At 69.8% G+C, this 18,449-nt stretch carries 18 protein-coding genes; 6 read left to right on the top strand and 12 right to left on the bottom strand.

Annotated features, from left to right (window positions below; all coding sequences use genetic code 11):
- The coding region (locus HKK72_RS13065; protein WP_187234592.1) for a DUF11 domain-containing protein at positions 1–1,074 on the bottom strand (1,074 nt) is incomplete at its 3' end.
- A gap of 177 nt (positions 1,075–1,251) precedes the next feature.
- Here HKK72_RS13065 and HKK72_RS13060 point away from each other — a divergent pair.
- The 3 genes from HKK72_RS13060 (at position 1,252) to HKK72_RS13050 (ending at position 3,939) form a co-directional block, all read left to right on the top strand.
- Entirely contained in the window at positions 1,252–1,560 is a 309-nt protein-coding gene (locus HKK72_RS13060) for a hypothetical protein (protein WP_187234591.1), read from the top strand.
- A 151-nt stretch (positions 1,561–1,711) separates the two neighbouring features.
- On the top strand, positions 1,712–2,476 hold the full coding sequence (locus HKK72_RS13055; protein ID WP_187234590.1) for a class I SAM-dependent methyltransferase: 765 nt from the start codon (positions 1,712–1,714) through the stop codon (positions 2,474–2,476).
- Positions 2,477–2,910: 434 nt separating this feature from the next.
- Entirely contained in the window at positions 2,911–3,939 is a 1,029-nt protein-coding gene (locus HKK72_RS13050) for a glycoside hydrolase domain-containing protein (protein ID WP_187234589.1), read from the top strand.
- 51 nt (positions 3,940–3,990) lie between these two features.
- On the opposite strand, the gene HKK72_RS13045 is transcribed toward HKK72_RS13050, so the two are convergent.
- Both HKK72_RS13045 and HKK72_RS13040 read right to left on the bottom strand, forming a co-directional pair.
- Positions 3,991–4,488, bottom strand: coding sequence for a nuclear transport factor 2 family protein (locus HKK72_RS13045; RefSeq protein ID WP_187234588.1), 498 nt, complete (start codon positions 4,486–4,488; stop codon positions 3,991–3,993).
- A gap of 406 nt (positions 4,489–4,894) precedes the next feature.
- The gene (locus HKK72_RS13040; protein WP_187234587.1) at positions 4,895–5,356 is read right to left on the bottom strand and encodes a hypothetical protein; all 462 of its coding nucleotides are present in this window, start codon (positions 5,354–5,356) and stop codon (positions 4,895–4,897) included.
- Positions 5,357–6,076: 720 nt separating this feature from the next.
- On the opposite strand from HKK72_RS13040, the gene HKK72_RS13035 reads away from it, so the two are divergent.
- Complete coding sequence (locus HKK72_RS13035) at positions 6,077–6,859, top strand: Bro-N domain-containing protein (protein ID WP_187234586.1); 783 nt, start codon at positions 6,077–6,079, stop codon at positions 6,857–6,859.
- A 96-nt stretch (positions 6,860–6,955) separates the two neighbouring features.
- On the opposite strand, the gene HKK72_RS13030 is transcribed toward HKK72_RS13035, so the two are convergent.
- Both HKK72_RS13030 and HKK72_RS13025 read right to left on the bottom strand, forming a co-directional pair.
- On the bottom strand, positions 6,956–8,329 hold the full coding sequence (locus HKK72_RS13030) for a class I SAM-dependent RNA methyltransferase (RefSeq protein WP_187234585.1): 1,374 nt from the start codon (positions 8,327–8,329) through the stop codon (positions 6,956–6,958).
- Positions 8,322–10,358: an APC family permease gene (locus tag HKK72_RS13025; RefSeq protein WP_187234584.1), complete on the bottom strand. Its 2,037-nt coding sequence runs from the start codon at positions 10,356–10,358 to the stop codon at positions 8,322–8,324. Before HKK72_RS13025 ends, HKK72_RS13030 begins: the two co-directional genes overlap by 8 nt.
- A 191-nt stretch (positions 10,359–10,549) precedes the next feature.
- Here HKK72_RS13025 and HKK72_RS13020 point away from each other — a divergent pair, with 191 nt between their 5' ends.
- On the top strand, positions 10,550–11,215 hold the full coding sequence (locus HKK72_RS13020) for a potassium channel family protein (protein ID WP_187234583.1): 666 nt from the start codon (positions 10,550–10,552) through the stop codon (positions 11,213–11,215).
- Positions 11,215–11,874, top strand: a complete 660-nt coding sequence (locus HKK72_RS13015) for a potassium channel family protein (RefSeq protein WP_187234582.1) — start codon at positions 11,215–11,217, stop codon at positions 11,872–11,874. The genes HKK72_RS13020 and HKK72_RS13015 overlap by 1 nt, the downstream gene beginning before the upstream one ends.
- 49 nt (positions 11,875–11,923) lie before the next feature.
- Here HKK72_RS13015 and HKK72_RS13010 read toward each other — a convergent pair whose 3' ends face one another.
- The 7 genes from HKK72_RS13010 to HKK72_RS12980 all read right to left on the bottom strand — a co-directional run bounded on the left by HKK72_RS13010 (position 11,924) and on the right by HKK72_RS12980 (position 18,419).
- Positions 11,924–12,610 carry a DUF3159 domain-containing protein gene (locus HKK72_RS13010; protein WP_187234598.1) on the bottom strand — a complete coding sequence of 229 codons (687 nt, stop codon included), beginning with the start codon at positions 12,608–12,610 and terminating at the stop codon, positions 11,924–11,926.
- A 68-nt stretch (positions 12,611–12,678) separates the two neighbouring features.
- A complete protein-coding gene (locus HKK72_RS13005; RefSeq protein WP_187234581.1) occupies positions 12,679–13,104 on the bottom strand; it encodes an OB-fold nucleic acid binding domain-containing protein in 426 nt (141 codons plus the stop codon).
- 120 nt (positions 13,105–13,224) lie between these two features.
- Positions 13,225–13,899: a response regulator gene (locus HKK72_RS13000; RefSeq protein ID WP_187234580.1), complete on the bottom strand. Its 675-nt coding sequence runs from the start codon at positions 13,897–13,899 to the stop codon at positions 13,225–13,227.
- A gap of 17 nt (positions 13,900–13,916) precedes the next feature.
- Positions 13,917–16,469, bottom strand: a complete 2,553-nt coding sequence (locus HKK72_RS12995; protein WP_222720641.1) for a DUF4118 domain-containing protein — start codon at positions 16,467–16,469, stop codon at positions 13,917–13,919.
- Positions 16,470–16,596: 127 nt separating this feature from the next.
- Complete coding sequence (locus HKK72_RS12990) at positions 16,597–17,388, bottom strand: DUF3710 domain-containing protein (RefSeq protein WP_187234579.1); 792 nt, start codon at positions 17,386–17,388, stop codon at positions 16,597–16,599.
- 3 nt (positions 17,389–17,391) lie between these two features.
- Positions 17,392–17,877 carry a dUTP diphosphatase gene (dut, locus tag HKK72_RS12985; protein WP_187234578.1) on the bottom strand — a complete coding sequence of 162 codons (486 nt, stop codon included), beginning with the start codon at positions 17,875–17,877 and terminating at the stop codon, positions 17,392–17,394.
- A complete protein-coding gene (locus HKK72_RS12980; RefSeq protein ID WP_187234577.1) occupies positions 17,874–18,419 on the bottom strand; it encodes a PaaI family thioesterase in 546 nt (181 codons plus the stop codon). The genes dut and HKK72_RS12980 overlap by 4 nt, the downstream gene beginning before the upstream one ends.
- Positions 18,420–18,449: the final 30 nt, after the last annotated feature.

The following is an 18,449-nucleotide window of genomic DNA, read 5'->3' as shown; positions in this document are numbered from 1 at the left end:
GGGACCTTCGTCCGGGCCGCCATGCGGGCGTCCCGGCAGTACACCCTCGCTGGGCCCCCTGGCCGGAAGGGCGGCCCGCACGGGGACCGGTGACACCACCTCGGTCTCCGGGCTGCACTCGTTGTCGGCCTTGTTGGCGTCGGGCGTAGGCGAGGTCACCAGAGCCGGTGCGTTGATCAGCAGGCCGGGCTGAACCGCCGCGTTGAGCTGAAGGTTCATCCGGACCCTGCGGGACTCGCCCGACTCCAGCGACCCGAGGTCGCAGACGGTCGCGGCTCGCTGGGGTTCGCACGGCGCCGACGCGTCCGTCACCGTGAACGGCGGACGCTCCTGGGTGACGCTCTCCAGGACGGTCCGGATCACTTGGCGCACCATGACGTGCTCGGCGGTGACGGTTCCCCGGTTGAAGACCGTGAACTCGTACGGCACCTCACCGCCCGGCCGCACCTCCGGCGGCGCCTTCCCGATCACCGCCAGGTCGGGTGCCTCCACGACCTTCACCGGCGGGAAGGCGGCCTTGACCCTGCCGTGGTCCGACGGGTCGCCCCAGCTCACCGAGGCGCGGCCGCCGATGGCGTCGCCGTCGCACGCGTCGTCGTCGACCTTCGCGGTCAGTACACCGGTCTTGGTCTGGCCGTGCGTCATCGCACCGAGCTCGCAGACCGCCATCTTGCGCTGCCACGAGCAGTCGTCCTGCCCCTCGACGAAGTCCAGGTGCTTGGACAGCGGGGCGGCGAAGGTGACGTGCTCGATCTTGTCCGATCCCCGGTTGGTGACGGAGAACGGCCAGTCGTAGGTCTTCCCGGGGAGAATGGGAGCGTTCGGAGCGTCGATGTCGAGGACGATGCCGGCGCGCGGGCGCTTGTGCGGCCGCTTCGCCTTCTTGTTCGTCTTCTTGGCCGTGGCGTGACGTGCAGGCGAAAGCTTGCCGTTGCTCGCGACCCCGGCCTGTCCGTGGGCCCGCGCCTCTGCCCGGGCGTCCGCACCGGACAGGAGCGCCGTAACCGATGCGGACAGCACCATCACCGGCACGACCATGAGAGCGCCGAACCGGCGTCTCGTTGTGTGGATCATTACGGTCCTTCCGTGACCTGGTCGGCACCTAGAGCAAGTCACTGTTGTAATCGCCCTCGGCCGTATCTCCTAACTCCCAGTCGGCATGTCGTAACGGAAAGTAGCGTAAAATCTCGGTTGAGTTCGATCTGCGTTCGGGGTGGGAACCGGCCCGGGGCCGCCAGTCGTCGTATCGGCGTGCAGAAGATCCTTATCGTCGCCGTCCCGCTGGTCCTGGCCCTCTCGGCATGCTCGGGTTTCAGCAACGAACGGGGCTGGGGCGACGCCCCGGTGAGCAAACGCGACGACTCCGCCGCCGAGGTGATCAACTACCCGAATCAGTTCGGCAACGTCGCGCACAAGTGCGACGGGCACGGCCACCGGGTCTACGTCGTCACCCATGCCAAGTCCGACGTCGCGCCGGTGGTCGTCACCGATCCGAGCTGCCCCGGCGGCGCCGAGACCACTCCCTCGGCCGTTCCTACGGCGTCGCCCTCGCCCGGCTGACGGGCAGAATGGTCCGCGCGGAATCGGTACGACGTCAGTACGGATTCCGCGCGGGGTAGGCCATATGACTCACTTCATACGGCCTTCGCAATGAAACGGCGGGAAACGCGCCTGAACCTTGGACGCTCGGAGAGTGCGCTTTACTGGCTGCATGTCGGAAACGGACCGCTCACGCCTTTCCCACAAGATCAGGTACGCGACCCGCAATCCTCGGCGCATTCCCCCGTACGCCCGGCGGCTGGCTCGCGACGCCTGGCTGCGGCTGAAGACCAGGGACCACGTGAGCTATTACCGCGCGGTCATGAAGTCGGACGCGACCAAGAGCCCCGAACGGGCCGTCGGCAGCAAGTCCCATGATCGCTGGCTGGCGCTGGGCAAGATGCAGTTCGACTATCTGGTCGGGCACGGACTCGAGCCCCGCGACCGAATGCTCGAGATCGGGTGCGGGAATCTGCGGGCCGGCTGGCGATTCATCGACTATCTCGACACCGGCGGTTACTACGGCCTCGACATCTCGCCCGACATCCTGATCGCCGCCCAAGAAACGATCAAGGAACACGGCTTGCAGGCCAAGATGCCGCACCTCACCCCCGTACGGGATCTGCGTTTCGCATTCCTTCCCGACGGCGCCTTCACCGTGGCGCATGCGCACAGCGTCTTCTCCCATTCGCCGATCGGCGTCATCGAGGAGTGCTTCAGCCACATCGGCAGAGTTCTCGCCCCAGGAGGGTTCTTCGACTTCACCTTCGACCGCACCGAAGGCGCCGAGCATCACGTGCTCCGGGAGGACTTCTACTACCGCACCGAAACCCTCATCGGTCTGGCCGACAAGCACGGCCTGGCGGCCCAATTCATGGCCGACTGGGAGGAACTCCGCCACAAACAGTCCAAGATCCGGGTGACCCATGGCGGATGAACGACCGGCGATACCGATCACGTGGAAGACCAGGCCCGAGACGGCGCGGTCGTACGGTCGCTGCTCGACGCGGCCCGGCACCGCGGTGAGCGCTTGGTGGTGGTCCTCGGCCACCCCGAGTACTACCCGAGGTTCGGCTTCACTCCGGCGTCGGGATACGGGATCCGGGCCTCCTTCGACCCGCCCGACGAGGCGCTGATGGCGCTTCCCCTCTCCGACGCCGCCCCGGTACCGCGGGACCATCCGCTACGCGGCGCCCTTCGGCGTCTGACCTCATGCGGCCTTGGCCGTACGCCTGCGCACCCTGTCGGCGCAGCTCAGAGCAGCGCACACTCGTGCCGGGTTCCGGTGCAGAACGCATCATCGCCGAAACGGTGGCCATCGCTCCGCCGGAGCTGCACGATGTGACGGACGCACCGTACGGGGAGGCGCTGATGAGCGTATTCGGCATCGACTACTCCTGGGGCCGTCCCGGCACGGCCGCGTTGAAGAAGGCGGGGGCCAAGTTCGTCTGCCGCTATCTGTCCGACGACCCGAGCGGCAAGAACCTCACCAGGGCGGAGGCCGACGAGCTGTCGGCGGCCGGCATCTGGGTGGTCGTCGTATGGGAGTCGGCCAAGGACCGGGCTCTGGCCGGCCGGTCCGGCGGGACCGCGGACGCCAAGGCGGCGGCCGCGCAGGCCACGGCGTGCGGCATGCCGGGCGACCGGCCGATCTACTTCGCGGTGGACTTCGACGCCACCGCCGCCCAGCAGAGCAAGATCAACGCCTATCTCGACGGCGCCGCGAGCGTGATCGGGCAACGCCGCGTCGGGGTCTACGGCGGCTACGGACCGGTCAAGCGCAGCCTCGACGCCGGGAAGGCCGCCTGGGCCTGGCAGACCTACGCCTGGTCGGGCGGCAAGTGGGACTCGCGGGCGCACATCCAGCAGTACTTGAACGAACAGGTTCTGAACGGCGCCGCCGTCGACCACGACCGCGCCATGAAGGACGACTACGGGCAGTGGCGCGTCGGCGTCACCCCCGCACGCGACCCCGCGCCCGGCTACGTCTCCGTCGGCGTCACCACCGCCCGGCCGCTCCCGCCCGGCAGGTGGACGAACGTGAGCTGGGACAAGGACTACGCCGACGGCGCCCACCAGCACGCCGACGAGGGCGGGCCGAGCATCCTGTGGGGTCCGGCGAAGTACGCGCTGACCGCGTCGGTGACGATCCGGGGTCTGGCCGCGGGCACCGCGGTGCGAGCGCGCGCGATCGAGGTGGTCGCCTCGGACGTCTCCGAGTTCGACGCCGGGCCGGTCCAGAGCTTCACCGCGGCGGCCGAGGACGCCCACGTGCTGTACGCCCTGCCCGCCGACGGCATCGGCAAGGACCGCAGGCTGCGCTTCCAGGTCATGCAACTCGGCCCCGCCGAAGCGAGCATCGTCGCCGGCGCCGCCAAGCTCCTCTACTGGCGCGGCTGAGACCACCGGCCCCGCCCCACCGTCAACCGGGGAATGGGGCACGGCTGCGGGTCAGCTGTAGCGGCCCACCACGTCGCGGATCAGCCCGTCACGGATCAGGTAGTCGTAATAGAACCTCTCCCTGCCTCCGCCGCCCGTGGTGAATTCGTAGTCCACGATGTAGCGTCCGCCGTTCCAGCGCTCGCCGACGACCCGGTAGCCGCCGTTGGCCTGCAGCACCTCAGGGATGAGGAAATCGTTCATGATGTCGTCGCGGGACGGGTAGATCCGGCCCACGCTGTCGAAACGCGCGTCCTCGGCGAGGCTCTCCCGTGCACCGTCCTCGTCACCGGCGTTGAGCGCATCGGTGAACCGCCGCACCACCCGTTCCGCCTCCGCCCGGTCGGCGCCCGCCGGCGCTGTGGACCCGCCGCCCGAGGTCCTGGGGCTCGGTGCGACCGACGCCGGCGGTGCCGAAGCCGCGTGCCCGGGACCATCGTCGCTGGAACAGGCCGCGAGCGCCAGCGCCACCGAAACGACGACGGCCATCCGGCCCGCCCTGATCATCATCTGTGCTCTCCTCGGTGTGGTCGCCGTCGAGGGGCCGGGATCGGCGCGGACGGCGCTGCGTCCCGCGGCCTCCGGTCACCACGGGTTCATTGATCCCTAGGGCCCGGAACGCCGCTTCCTCGCATCAAGACAACAGCGATGACCCGATCGGCGTCCAAGACCTGTCGTCATAACCGGAAGGCATCAACCGGCGGCGGGAACGCGCGACCGTCATCCCACCGGGCACGCACCGGTCGAGCGGCGCCCGGACGGGAGAGCGGTGACTGGACGGAAGGCTAGGCTTCCGCGCCGGGGATTCCACGTTCCCGGCGCATGACCTCAGCCCCTGACCATGGTGGCGACGGGTTCCACGTGATGGGGCATGGGAAAGGCGTCGAACGCAGGGCGGACATCGCGTGATGCGGCACTAGCTCCGGCGGCGATTACCGATCTCGTCCCCTGCCCCACGGACCATGCCGTTGAGCATGTTGCTGGTGGCGCGTTCAACGCTTTCGAGCGCGTCGAGCCTGGTGATGACGCTCTTCTCGGCGATGGCCAGGCTTTTTTCGAGGCTGGCGAGAGAGCTCGTCAGTTCGCCCATCATCTCGGCGAGTCGTCTGTCGCCGTCGGCGGCGATCTTGGCGAGCTGCGTGTGGTTGTCCGCGGCGAACGCGGCCAAGATCATCATGGTCGCCCCGATCCAGCACGCGACACCGAAGCCGAACGCGGCGGCGGCGCCGGCATCCTCGACGGTGAACGCGACCAAAATGGTCCCGCCGAAGATGAAGATGGCCGCGAAGAGGATGGCGACGTTGCGCCGATCCGTGAAGCCGGTCAGGATGCCGGCGTGGCGGTTATGGTAATCGCTCTGCTGGTGCGTCAGCGACAAGGCAGGAGGCCCTTTCCGTGCCAGGGGGCGTCTTCGCTGAAGGTGCACCACTGGTTGTCACTCAGCGCCAGAACGTCCTTACATATTGTGCCGTGGCCCCCAAATCCTGGCGCACACGCGGGCCGGTACGCACCATACGAAAGGGTAAGGTTTTAATTACCTTAAGGCACCGGGTCAGGCAGTATCACGCTCGTCAGCCCTGTCGTGGTCGGGCGGCCGGAGTCCGAGCAGCGTCGCGACCGCCCGCGCCGGCTCCGGGTCGTTTCGCACCTGCTCGGCGATCTCCTCGGCCTGGCGAACCTCTTCTTCGGCGAACCCGTGCGATGGCCTGACGCGCCGCTCTTCGCGCCGGCGCTCGACGGTGGCATCGCTCGCCGGACTCCGGGTTATAGATCGTCTTGATGTCGACGCCCGCTCGCCCCGCGAGGCCTTGCCGTGTCAGGCCGAGTTCCCCTCGGCGCGCGATGACGTAGCGCGCGGCACGTGCTCGGCCCTGACTCATGACACCATCATGCAGGGAACAACTGGGAACATCCAGCTCCCTGAATCAGCTTCCCGATCCGGCAGGGTAAGAGTGTCCAACGAGTGGGCACGTCAAGGGCTCGCGATGCAGGGGCGTTCCCATCTGTTACCTAGCGTTGCTGATCCATGCTTGTAGAGTTACCAATTCTTCCCTAGTCTTTCCGGTATGACGGACGGGCAGCAGGAGGGACGCAGGTGATGAGCGAGCTGAACCTGTTCGATGGCGGCGGCATCGACCCCGACGCGAACGCCGGGATCTTCCACCACCCGGAGACCGGTCAGCCGCTGCGGTGGTTACTCCTCGATGAGGTCGTCTGGCTCTACTTCGGCGACCTGTGCCACGGCGCCGGGCACTCCAACCCGTCAGCGGCCATCAACCTGGTCGACGACGAGGACAAGAAAAAGGTGAACATGTGGAGCGTCTTCGCGGGCCGCGCCACCCTGAGTTTTCTCAGAGCTGGCACGACCGGCGGAAACGCCGAGACCTGGTTCGTCACCGAGGAAGGGTTCGTCACCCTCGACCTCGCTGCTCGAGGCGACGGTCCACGCATGTTCCGCCGCTGGGTCGTCAAGGTCGTCATCCCCCAGTTCCGCCGCGCCCGGCGCGATGAACCCGCGGTGATCGGCGACAACCACGATCTCGATCTCATCGAGAACATGATCGCGGCAATACGCGCCGACCGCCGTCGCCTGGCCGCGCTGGAGGCCCGCCAGGCGGAACTGGCCGCCGGTCAACGCCTGATCGAGGCCAAGGTCGCCGCGATCGAAGACCAGCACGACCGATCGACCGCCCTCGGCTACGCCAAGCTCAACGACTGCCCCACCGACCGGCCCTTTCTCGCCCGAGTCGGCAAGCAAGCGACCGCCATCATGCGGGACCGCGGAGAGAAACCCGAGCGGCGACAGGACGCCACCTTCGGCACGGTCAACGTCTACCCGATCGATGTGCTGGAGCAGGCGTTCGAGGCGGTGACGTCCTGAGCCCTCCGCCTCCGTACGGCCTCATCCGGGACCGCGCCGCCCGGATGAGGCCGTACGGAGGCGGATTCGCGCAACCATGCGGGTCAGCGCGGAAATCTACCCTCTGACGAGCACCGCCAGCAGCTCCACGTGATGGGTCATCGGGAAGGCGTCGAAGGCGCGCAGATCGTCGAGGGTCCAGCCGCGCTCGCTGAAGTAGGCGAGGTCGCGGGCGAGCGTCGCCGGGTCGCAGGAGACATAGGCGATCTTGCGGCCGGCCAGTTTGGCGACCTGTTCCACCACCTCGCGGCCGGCTCCGGCCCTGGGCGGGTCGAGCACGACCAGATCGGCGCGCTTGACCCGGCTCTCGCCGCCCCGCCCGGCCGGCTTTCCGCGCTTGGCGGCGCCGGGCTGGTCCCGGCGGCCGAACTCCAGGTCACTCAGAACCTCCTCGACCTTGCCGCCCTCGATGGAGACCTGCGGGAGGTCCTTCAGGTTGAAGCGCGCGTCTCGTACGGACTGTGCGTCGGACTCGATGCCGACCACCAGTCCGTCACGGCCGACCCGCTGGCCGAGCACCCCGGCGAACAACCCGACTCCGCAGTAGAGGTCCACGGCGATGTCGCCCGGCTTGGGCTCCAGCGCCTCCAGCACCGCGTCGACCAGCACCTGTGCCGCACCCGGGTGAACCTGCCAGAAGCCGCTTCCGCTGACCTGCCACAGCCGCCCGGCCACCTCCTCGCGGACGAACGGCAGGGTGCTGCCGGGCCCGGGGCGCCCGCGGACCAGCCGCACCGGCACGTCCAGCCGGGGCACCTTGACCGGGCGGCGGTCGCGGCCACGCCGCTCGGCCAGTGCGACGAGCCGGTCTCCGGTGCCGGCGGACGCGATGCCCTCGACACCCGACGCTCCGGGCCACCGCTTGCGCTCGATGCCCATCGCCTCGACCTCGGGGTGGGCGATCAGGCACTCGTCGATCGGCTCGATCCCGTGGGAGCGGTGCCGCCGGAGGCCCACCGCGCCGTCGCCGCGAACGGCGAACTGCACTCTCGTACGCCAGCCCAGCCCGGGCGGCGTGACGATCGGCTCACCGTCGTCGGCGTACTCCACCGGCATCGGCACCTCTTCGACGACCACCGGGCGCTCGATCCCGGCCAGCCGGCTCAGCTGCTCCTCCACCACGGCCGCCTTCATCCGGCGCTGCGCGGCCAGAGAGGCGTGCTGCCAGTCGCAGCCGCCACAGCGGCCGGGCCCGGCGAACGGGCAGGGCGGCTCGACCCGGTCGGGGGATGCCTGGAGCACCTCGACCGCGTCGGCGCGGAGGAACTTCTTGCCCTCCTCGGTCACCCGGGCGCGGACGCGCTCACCCGGCAGGGCGTGGCGCACGAACACCACCTGGCCCTCGTGCCGGGCGACGCACCAGCCGCCATGGGCCACCGGTCCGATCTCGAGCTCGAGCAGGTCACCGGTGCTGGGCAGGCCATCAGTCATGATCTGAGACACTACCGCCACCAGCGGTGACGTCAGACCGGCCGCCGCCGGACTCGTACGTGCGCCGGGCGACCTGTTCGGGCCGGCCCTTCAGCCGGTCGGACGACACCAGCTGCCAGGGCACGCTCGTGACCATGACGCCCGGCTGGAAGAGCAGCCGCCCCTTGAGCCGCAGAGCGCTCTGGTTGTGCAGCAGGTGCTCCCACCAGTGGCCGACGACGTACTCGGGGATGAAGACCGTCACGACGTCGCGGGGGCTGCGCCTGCGGACGCTCTTGACGTACTCAAGCACCGGCCGGGTGATCTCGCGGTAGGGCGAGTCGAGGATCTTGAGCGGCACCGGAAGATCGAGCCGGTCCCAGGTCTCCTGCAGCTGTCTCGCCTCCTGGGCGTCGACCGAGACGGTGATCGCCTCAAGCGTCGACGGCCGCGTCGCGCGGGCGTAGGCCAGGGCGCGGAGCGTCGGCTTGTGGATCTTGGAGACCAGCACGATCGCGTGGTTGCGGGCGGGCAGGACGATGTCCTCGCCGGTCGCCTCGAGCTCCCGGCCGATCCGGTCGTAGTGCCGCCGGATCGCCTTCATCAGCATGAAGAGCATCGGCATCGCGATGCAGACGATGTAGGCGCCGTGGGTGAACTTGGTGATCAGCACGACCACGAGGACGATGCCGGTGATCACCGCGCCGAAGGCGTTGATCGCCCGGGATCGCTGCATCTGCCGCCGGGCAGCGAGTTCGGGCCTGCGTGCGAGCAGCCGGTTCCAGTGTCGGACCATGCCGATCTGACTCACCGTGAACGAGACGAACACCCCGACGATGTAGAGCTGGATCAGCCTCGTGACGTCGGCGTCGTAGGCGTAGATGAGCAGGCCCGCCATGGTCGCCAGGATGATGATCCCGTTGCTGAACGCGAGCCGGTCGCCTCGCGTGTGCAGTTGCCGCGGCAGGTAGCGGTTCTGAGCCAGCACCGAGCCGAGTACCGGGAACCCGTTGTAGGCGGTGTTGGCGGCCAGGATCAGCACGAGCGCGGTCATCAGCGTGACGTAGCCGAACATGGGCGGGAAGTTGCTGAAGACGGTGTGCGCCACCTGGGCGACGATCGGATCCTGGTCGGACACGTCCCGCCCGGTCGCGGGGTCCACCAGATGGCTGCCCTGGGCCGGGTCGGCGAACTTGGCGTCGGTGATGAAGGCGAGCGCCGTGATCCCGCCGAACATGGTGGCCGCGACCAGGCCGAGCATGAGCAGCGTCGTCGCGGCGTTCTGCCCCTTCGGCTTCTTGAACGCCGGCACGCCGTTGCTGATCGCCTCGACCCCGGTCAGCGCGGCGCAGCCGGACGCGAACGCGCGCAGGAGCAGGAAGATCAGGGCGAACCCGGCGATGTCGGCGTGGCTGCCCTGCACCTGGTAGCCCGCCGTCTCGGCCTTGAGGTCCGCGCCGAAGGACAGGCGGGTGAAGCCCCAGATCATCATGCTGAAGATCCCGAACATGAACAGGTAGGTCGGGATCGCGAAGGCGAACCCCGACTCCTTGAGCCCGCGCAGGTTCAGCACCGTGAGCAGCGCGACGACGGCGATCGCCGCCAGGACCTTGTGCTCCTCGATGATGTGGACGAAGGCGCCGAGGTTCTCCATCGCCGACGACACCGACACCGCCACGGTGAGCACGTAGTCGACGAGGAGCGCGCTCGCGACCAGCACGCCCCAGTTGCCGCCGAGGTTCTCGGTGGCGACCTCGAAGTCGCCGCCGCCGCTGGTGTAGGCGCGGACGTTCTGGCGGTACGACGCCACGACGACCAGCAGGATCCCGATGACGGCGAGGCCGACCCAGGGGGTGAAGTGGTAGGCCGCCAGGCCCGCGATGCCCAGCGTGATAAGGATCTCCTGGGGCGCGTAGGCCACGGAGGACAGTGCGTCGCTGGCGAAAACGGGCAGCGCAAGACGCTTCGGGAGCAGCTGCTCGTGCTGCTGAGCGCTTCGCAACGCCCTTCCCAGAAGAAGCCGCTTCACAAGGTCGGGTGCCTTCGACACGAGATGAGACTCTAGCCGGTCCTTGACGGCCTCTTGACGCCCGCCGACCTGTCCAGATGGGCAGCTCAGCCGGGTCACACCCCCTGGACGATCTTTACCTGGCTAAGGTGATACTTACGGTGGCGGATGTGTAGGTTTCATCCGGTCCAGGATCATCAGCAATGGATCCACGAAGCCGGGAAGGAACGGCCGTGCATATCGTGATCATGGGCTGTGGGCGGGTCGGCTCGAAGCTCGCGCACATCCTCGAGGACAAGGGCCATTCGGTGGCCATCATCGACCAGAGTCCCGAGGCGTTCCGGCGGTTGCGGGGGGGCTTCAAGGGCCGCCGCATCACCGGGTTCGGCTTCGATCGCGACGTCCTCGTCGAGGCGGGCATCGAGCACGCCTCCGCGTTCGTCGCGGTCAGCAGCGGCGACAACTCCAACGTCATCTCGGCCCGGGTGGCCCGCGAGACGTTCGGAATCGACAACGTGGTCGCCCGGATCTACGACTCCCGCCGGGCGGAGGTCTACCAGCGCCTCGGCATCCCGACCGTGGCGACGGTGCGATGGACCGCCGACCAGATGCTCCGGCGGCTCCTGCCCGAGGGCGCGGAACCGCTGTGGCGAGACCCGACCGGTGAGGTCGTGCTCGCCGAGTTGCACGTCGACCCCGGCTGGATCGGCGAGAAGGTGGCCGCGCTCGAGGAGGCCGCCCGGACCAGGGTCGCCTTCCTGTCCCGGCTGGGCGAGGCGCTCGTGCCGACCGCCGACACGATGATCCAGGACGGTGACATCGTGAACGTGATGGCCCACACCGGGGACATGGAACGGATCAACGAAGCGGTGTCCCGGCGCGTGGAGAGGAGCGAGTGATGCGAGTCGCGATCGCCGGAGCCGGCGCCGTGGGACGCTCCATCGCCCAGGAACTGCTGGAGAACGGCCATGAGGTGCTCCTCATCGACCGCGACCCCAAGGCGATCAAGGTCGAGGTCGTCCCCCGGGCGGAATGGCTGCTCGCCGACGCCTGCGAGATCGCGTCACTGGACGACGCGGCCCTCGAGCGCTGCCAGGTCGTCGTCGCCTCGAGCGGCGACGACAAGGTCAACCTGGTCGTCTCGCTGCTGGCCAAGACCGAGTACGGGGTGCCGAGGGTGGTCGCCCGCATCAACCATCCCAAGAACGAGTGGCTCTTCAACGAGTCATGGGGGGTCGACGTCGCCGTGTCGACGCCCCGCCTGCTGTCCGCCCTCGTCGAGGAGGCGGTCAGCGTGGGCGACCTGGTGCGGCTGATGACCTTCCGGCAGGGTGAGGCCAATCTGGTCGAGCTGACCCTGCCGGAGGACGCGCCGCTGGCGGGCGAGCGCGTCGGATCCGTGGCGTGGCCCCACGACACGGCACTGGTCGCCGTGCTGCGCGAAGGCCGGGTGCTGGTGCCGACGCCCGACGACACTCTCGAGGCCGGTGACGAACTGCTGTTCGTCGCCAGCCAGGACGTGGAGGACGAGCTCGCCGAGCTGCTCAACGCCCGCTGAGGCTTCCGCGGTCCGCCGCCCGGCGCCCCCGTCCCGGCTGGGACGCCCGTCAGGTGGCGGGCCTCGACTCCAGCGGCGTGCGGCCTCGGGCGAGCACCCAGACCATGGCGCCGAGCGCCGCGATCTGCAGCGGCCAGCCGAGCGCGATCTTGGACGCGCCGAGCCACCCGACCTCTCCCGCGAGGTAGAGCGGATACTGCACGACCACGCGCACTAGGCAGGGGATCAGCAGCAGCCAGGTCAGCCGCGAGCAGAGCCGTACGACGCCCGGATCACGCCGCCACGCGGTCGGGTCACCGGTGACCGAGCCGATGATGAAGCCGACGACGGGCCAGCGGACCGCGATCGAGAACACCATGGCCGCCGCGTAGGCGCCGTTGTAGATGATGCCGGGCAGGAACGCGTCCTCGGCCTTGCCCGACCGCAGGGCGAACACGGCCGCGATGCCGATGCCGACGAGGCTGTTCAGCACGAACTGGGTGGTCGACTTCTGCGCGATCCGCACGATCAGCAGCAGCACCGCTGCGCCGGCGCCGATCCACAGGGCGAGTTTGAGCTGCTCGGTGATCAGGTAGGTGGCGGTGAAGCCGATCGTGGGCACCGCCGCCTCGACCGTGCCGCGGATGCCGCCCAGTGCCTTGGCGAGCTGCGCCCGCACCGCCGACTCGACCGTGTCGTGCGGCGACGACGCGGTGCTCAGCGGGGACACGGTCGCGTCGGACGGGGACGCGATCATGTCGGACGAGGACGAGGACGAGGACGCGGCCGCGTTCGCATCGGTGGCGTCCGTACGCCCTGCCTCGCTCATGATGTTCCCCGCAGATCGTATTTGGGGTTGAACATGACCTTCCGCCCGTCCTGCAGGCTCACCAGGCCCTCCGCGCGCAGCCGCCGGCCGGGCTCGATGCCGGCGATCCTACGGCGGCCCAGCCAGATCAGATTGATGACGTCCGAGCCGTCGTAGAGCTCGGCCTCGAGAGCCGGAGCTCCCCCACGTGGTCTCAAGGTCACGGTACGTAGCGTACCCGCCACACAGGCACGTTTACGCTCCCCGCAGACGGCGATGGGGGTGGCCCCTTCCTCGCCGCTGTTCTTCTGCAGGTCCTCCGCTTCGAGCTCGGCCCTGCTCGAGGCCAGACGACGAAGGAAACGCCGCAAGCCGCCCTGCTCTCGGCCGGACAGGGGTCGCCCGCTCGGCTCCGGCGTCGACGCGGCCGGCACTTCGTCCATGATGCGCAAGCGTAGGCCATGTTCGTAAGAAGCGAACCGTCCGACTTAGGGTAATTGCCGGACTGCCGCGCGCACACCGTCTGACCTGTGCGGATACGGCTCGCCGGAGGCGCCACGAGCCTAGCCCTCGAAGCGGTAGCCCATGCCCGGCTCGGTGATCAGATGTTCCGGCCGGGACGGATCCCGCTCCAGCTTGCGGCGCAGTTGCGCGAGATAGACGCGCAGGTAGTTGGTCTCATGCTCATACGCGGGCCCCCACACCTCGCGCAGGAGCCGACGCCGGCCCACCAGCCGGCCGGCGTTGCGGACGAGGACTTCCAGCACCTGCCACTCGGTGGGGGTGAGGCGGACGTCCGTGCCGTCACGGGACACCTTCTTGGCGGCCAGATCCACGGTGAAGGCCGCGGTCGTGACGACCGCGGCCTCCTCGGCCGGCACCGCCCGGCGTACGGCGGCGCGCAGACGGGCGAGCAGCTCGTCCATGCCGAACGGCTTCGTCACGTAGTCGTCGGCTCCGAGGTCCAGGGCCCGGACCTTGTCGTCGGAGCCGTGCCGCGCGGACAGCACGATGATCGGCACGGTCAGCCAGCCGCGCAGGCCCTCGATGACCTCGGTGCCGCCCATCTCCGGCAGGCCGAGGTCGAGCAGGATCACATCGGGATGCCGCCGCGCCGCGAGATCGAGGGCGGTCCGGCCGTCGGACGCCGCGTCGACCTCGTAGCCGCGGGCCCGCAGATTGATCTCCAGCGCCCGTACGATCTGCGGCTCGTCGTCCACGATCAGCACTCGCGTCATGCGCCCTCCGTCGCCGGTCACCTGCCCGTCCCCGCCATCGGCAGCGAGAACACCAGGGTGAGACCGCCGGCCGGGGTGTCCTCGGCGGTCAGGGTGCCGCCGACGGCCTCGGTGAAGCCGCGAGCCACGGCCAAACCCAGCCCGACACCGCCCTCGGCGGCGGTCTCCCGGGCGTCGCGAGCCCGGGAGGCGTCGCCGAGCCGACGGAACGGAGCGAAGATCTGCTCCTTGCCGTCGCCCGGCACGCCCGGACCGTGGTCGACGACCCGGAGCTCGATCCGGTCCGGCCACTCGCCCTCCCGCCCCGGGCGTACGGCACCGAAGCGCGCCGCGCTCGCGGTCACGAGGACCGGCGCGGCGCTGTAGCGCACGGCGTTCTGCACCACATTGGCCACGGCCCGCTCCAGCAGGCCCGGATCGACGTCGACCATGGGCAGCGACTCGGGGACGTCGACCTTGACCCGGTCGCCGGGGATACCGGCGAGCGCGGCGGGGACGATCTCGTCGAGACCGACCGGCCGGGTCAGCGCCGCGACCGTGCCCGTCTGCAACCGGGTCATGTCGAGCAGGTTGGCGATGAGGCCGTCCAGCCGGTCCGCCGACTCCTCGATCGCGGCGAGCAGCTCGGCCTCGTCGGCCGGATCCCAGTCCACGTCGGCCTGGCGGAGGCTGCTGACACTCGCCTTGATCGACGCCAGCGGGTTGCGGAGGTCGTGCGACACCGCGGCCAGCAGAGCCGTACGGATCTTGTCCGACTCGGCGAGCCGCCTCGCCCGCCCCGCCTCGTCGGCCAGCCGCTGGCGTTCGAGCGCTGCGGCCGCCTGGTGGGCGAAGGCGGACAGGACGCGCCGGTCCGAGGCCGGCAGCACCCGGCCGCGCAGCGCGAGGAGCAGGTCGTCGCTGACCGGCACGCGCGTGTCGGACTCTTCCGGGCGGGCGCGGGGCTCCGGCCCCGCCGAGGCGGCGCAGCGCCAGCCGCCGGCGTCATCTCGCTCCAGCAGCGCGACCGAGGTCAGCCCGAAGGTCGCTCGGACCTGCTCCAGCAGTGCGGGAAGGGTGTGCTCACCGCGCAGGACGTTGGTGGCGAGCAGGCTGAGCGCGCCCGCCTCGGCCTGCGCCCGGCCCGCCTCGCGGCGGTGCTGTGCGGCCAGGTGAACGACCGTCGACACCGCGACCGCCGTGACCACCGAGATCGCGAGCGCGAGGGTGTTGGCCGGCTCGGCGATGGTGAGCGTGTGCCGGGGCGGGGTGAAGAACCAGTTGACCAGCAGGCTCCCTGCCACCGCGGCGACCACGGCCGGCCACAGCCCTCCCACCATGGCGACCAGGACGGTGAGGGCGAGGAACATCAGCAGGTCCGACGCGAGCCCGATGTGCGCGGGTATCCGGGTGAGCGACAGCGCGAGCCCGGCGGGGCCGAGGACGGCCAGGATCCAGCCGGCCACCCGGCGGCGCCGGCTCAGGGCCCTCAGGCCCGTCCCCGCCCAGCGCAGGCCGCCGGCCTTGCCGGTCCGCTCGTGCGTGACCATGTGGACGTCGATGTCCCCTGACCGGTCGGTGACCGTACGGCCGACTCCGGGCTCGAGGACGTACTGCCAGGCGGGGCGCCTGCTGGTGCCGAGGACGATCTGAGTGGCGTTGACGCTCCGGGCGAAGTCGAGCAGCGCGGTCGGCACGTCGTCGCCGACCACCTGGTGGTAGCTGCCGCCCAGGCTCTCGACCAGTTCGCGCTGCCGGGCCAGTGCCGCGGCCGAGCCCGCGGTCAGCGCGTCGCCGCCGGCGACGTGCACGCCGACGAGGTCTCCGCTGCCCAGGCGTGCCGCGACCCTGGCGGCCCTGCGGATCAGCGTGTCGCCCTCAGCGCCGCCGGTGAGGCCCACCACGACCCGCTCACGGGTCTCCCAGGTCTCGGTGATGCCGTGCTCGTCGCGGTAGCGGGCGAGGCCCGCGTCGACCCGGTCGGCCACCCACAGCAGCGCCAGCTCCCGCAGGGCGGTGAGATTGCCGACCCGGAAGTAGTGCGACAACGCCACATCGATCTTGTCCGGACCGTAGATGTTGCCGTGCGCCATCCGCTTGCGCAGCGCCTCGGGCGACATGTCGACGAGCTCGATCTGGTCGGCCCGCCGCACCTCGTCGTCGGGCACGGTCTCGCGCTGCCGGACCCCGGTGATGCGTTCGACCACGTCATTGATCGACTCCAGGTGCTGCACGTTCAGCGTGGAGATGACGTCCAGCCCGGCGGCGAGCAGTTCCTCGACGTCCTGCCACCGCTTGGCGTTGCGAGCGCCCGGGATGTTGGTGTGGGCGAGCTCGTCGACCAGCACGACCGCCGGACGGCGTCGCAGGATCGCGTCGACGTCCATCTCGGTGAAACGCACGCCCCGGTACTCGATCGTCTGCCGCTCGACGACCTCGAGGCCAGTGACCAGCTCGGCGGTCCGGGCCCGGCCGTGCGTCTCGACGAAGCCGACGACCACGTCGGTGCCGCGCTCACTGCGCCGGTGCCCCTCGCCGAGCATGGCGTAGGTCTTCCCCACCCCGGGCGCGGCACCGAGGTAGATCCGCAATGTGCCTCGTGCGCCGACGGCCCATCACCCCCTACGCGATCACGCGACCACGCCGCCGGGAATGCCGAAGTCCCGCCGTGGCCACGGCGTGCGGACGCCCGACATGACGACGGCGGGATGAGACCGCTCAGCGGACCTCAGTGATCTCCGGGCCCCGCTCGAACGGGTTGAACCCGTCATCGTCGTCATCCTCGTCCGGCCGGCCGAGGGCCTCCTGCGCCTCCTCGGGCAGGGTCAGCTCCAGCAGCTCGCGCGGCGGCATCGGCTGGTCGCCGCGGAGCACCACGACGTTGCGGAAGACGTCCTCGAGGACCTGCCACTGCTCCTCGTCCTCGACCGCGGCGCCGCTCACCACTCCGCGCAGGAACCAGCGGGGGCCGTCGACGCCGAGGAACCGCACCGGCTGCCAGGCGAAGCCCTGCTCGCGGATCTCGTCCGGAACCTGGTCCTTGACCTCGTCGGGGATCTGGACGGGCACCATGGCTCGCAACTCGGTGCCGAACGGCCCTTCCGCGTCCTCGGCCTGACCGCCGGCCTCGGTGATCTCCGCGCCGGTCTCGCGCCGCACCTCGTCCCAGATGCCGCTGCGCTTGGGCGCCGCGAACGCCTGAAGCTGCAGCCCGCTCTCCCCGTGCACAACGGTGATCGCGACCAGCCGGCCACCGATGGGGTTGCCCTCGGCGTCGGCCTCGGTCGCCTCTACGTTGACCTGGACCTCGAGTCCCGGTCCGATCGGCACCTGAACGGCGCCGAAATCGATGCGCTCGAGCTCGGGGAAGGAGGCCTCGGCGTCCCACGGGCCGCCCTCGGATCGGGCGTCCGCGTGGTCCACGGCGTCATCCGCGGCCACGTCCGTCTCCTCGTCGGTCAGCTCGAGATCGTTCTTGGGCTCCTCGCCCTGACCACGACGTCGAAACACGACTCACGCTCCTTCGTTGCTGTGCTCGTAGTCGCCACCGTCGGCGTATCCGCCGGTGGAGCCGAATCCGCCCACTCCCCGAGCCGATCCAGGGAGCGCCGTGACCTCGTGGAACACGGCTCGTCCCACCCGCTGAACTACCATCTGCGCGATACGGTCACCGCGCCTGAGCCGTACGGTGTCGCGAGCGTCCGTGTTCAACAGGGTCACCTTGATCTCGCCGCGATAACCGGCGTCGACCGTGCCCGGAGCATTGACGATCGTCACTCCCAACTTAGCGCCCAATCCCGACCTCGGGTGAATGAAGGCCGCGTAGCCGTCGGGCAACGCGATCGCCATCCCGGTCGGGACGACGGCGCGCTCACCAGGGGCCAGCTCGACGTCCTCGGCCGCGACCAGGTCGGCCCCCGCGTCGCCGGGGTGGGCATAGGACGGCAGCGGCAGCTCGGGGTCGATCCGCTGGACGAGTACGTCGATCTTGTCGTTCATGGGTTCACCTCGTGGTCGGGGGTCAGGCCCGCCACCCCTCCACCGTGCTCGGCGAAATGCTCGATCGGCACCTCGACGAACAGGGCGGCGCCGCGCACGGCCGCCGGGCCGTCCGGGCCGTCCAGGTGCGCCTCGGCCTCGAGGTAGGCCTTGCGGCCACTGACGCCGGTGCACCGGGCCCGGAGATGCAGCGTCGCCCCCACCGGGACGGGCCGCAGATAGTCGGTCTCCAGCCTGCCCGTGACGTACGGCTTGCGGAGCAGCCACACGACCATACCGAGCACCTCGTCCATCGCGGTCGCAAGCACGCCGCCGTGGGCGAGTCCCGGAGCGCCCTGATGCGCGTCGGCGACCGTGAACTCCGCGGTGACCGTCAGGCCCTCCGCGATGACGGCGTCAAGGTGCAGGCCGGTCGGGTGATCCGAGCCGCAGCCGAAGCACCGGGCGTAGTGGGGGCCGATCCGCTGGCCGATCTTGACCTCGGGGTGCGGCTCGGGAATCACCGCACCGGGCGGAGGACTGGTCAAGGTGGAACGGTTCACGGCGCGACCCTACCCGTTCGGGCGAAACGT

Source organism: Actinomadura sp. HBU206391, from assembly GCF_014323665.1.
GTDB lineage: Bacteria > Actinomycetota > Actinomycetes > Streptosporangiales > Streptosporangiaceae > Actinomadura_C.
This window is presented reverse-complemented; position numbering and strand designations above follow the sequence as displayed.

Excerpts from the sequence above, each read along its gene's own strand:
- HKK72_RS13010 (WP_187234598.1), bottom strand. The coding sequence starts at position 12,610 with ATGATCGCGTCCCCGTCCGACGCGACCGTGTCCCCGCTGAGCACCGCG.
- HKK72_RS13015 (WP_187234582.1), top strand. The coding sequence starts at position 11,215 with ATGCGAGTCGCGATCGCCGGAGCCGGCGCCGTGGGACGCTCCATCGCC.
- HKK72_RS13005 (WP_187234581.1), bottom strand. The coding sequence starts at position 13,104 with ATGGACGAAGTGCCGGCCGCGTCGACGCCGGAGCCGAGCGGGCGACCC.
- HKK72_RS13000 (WP_187234580.1), bottom strand. The coding sequence starts at position 13,899 with ATGACGCGAGTGCTGATCGTGGACGACGAGCCGCAGATCGTACGGGCG.
- HKK72_RS13055 (WP_187234590.1), top strand. The coding sequence starts at position 1,712 with ATGTCGGAAACGGACCGCTCACGCCTTTCCCACAAGATCAGGTACGCG.
- HKK72_RS13050 (WP_187234589.1), top strand. The coding sequence starts at position 2,911 with ATGAGCGTATTCGGCATCGACTACTCCTGGGGCCGTCCCGGCACGGCC.
- dut (WP_187234578.1), bottom strand. The coding sequence starts at position 17,877 with ATGAACGACAAGATCGACGTACTCGTCCAGCGGATCGACCCCGAGCTG.
- HKK72_RS13045 (WP_187234588.1), bottom strand. The coding sequence starts at position 4,488 with ATGATGATCAGGGCGGGCCGGATGGCCGTCGTCGTTTCGGTGGCGCTG.
- HKK72_RS13035 (WP_187234586.1), top strand. The coding sequence starts at position 6,077 with ATGAGCGAGCTGAACCTGTTCGATGGCGGCGGCATCGACCCCGACGCG.
- HKK72_RS13030 (WP_187234585.1), bottom strand. The coding sequence starts at position 8,329 with ATGACTGATGGCCTGCCCAGCACCGGTGACCTGCTCGAGCTCGAGATC.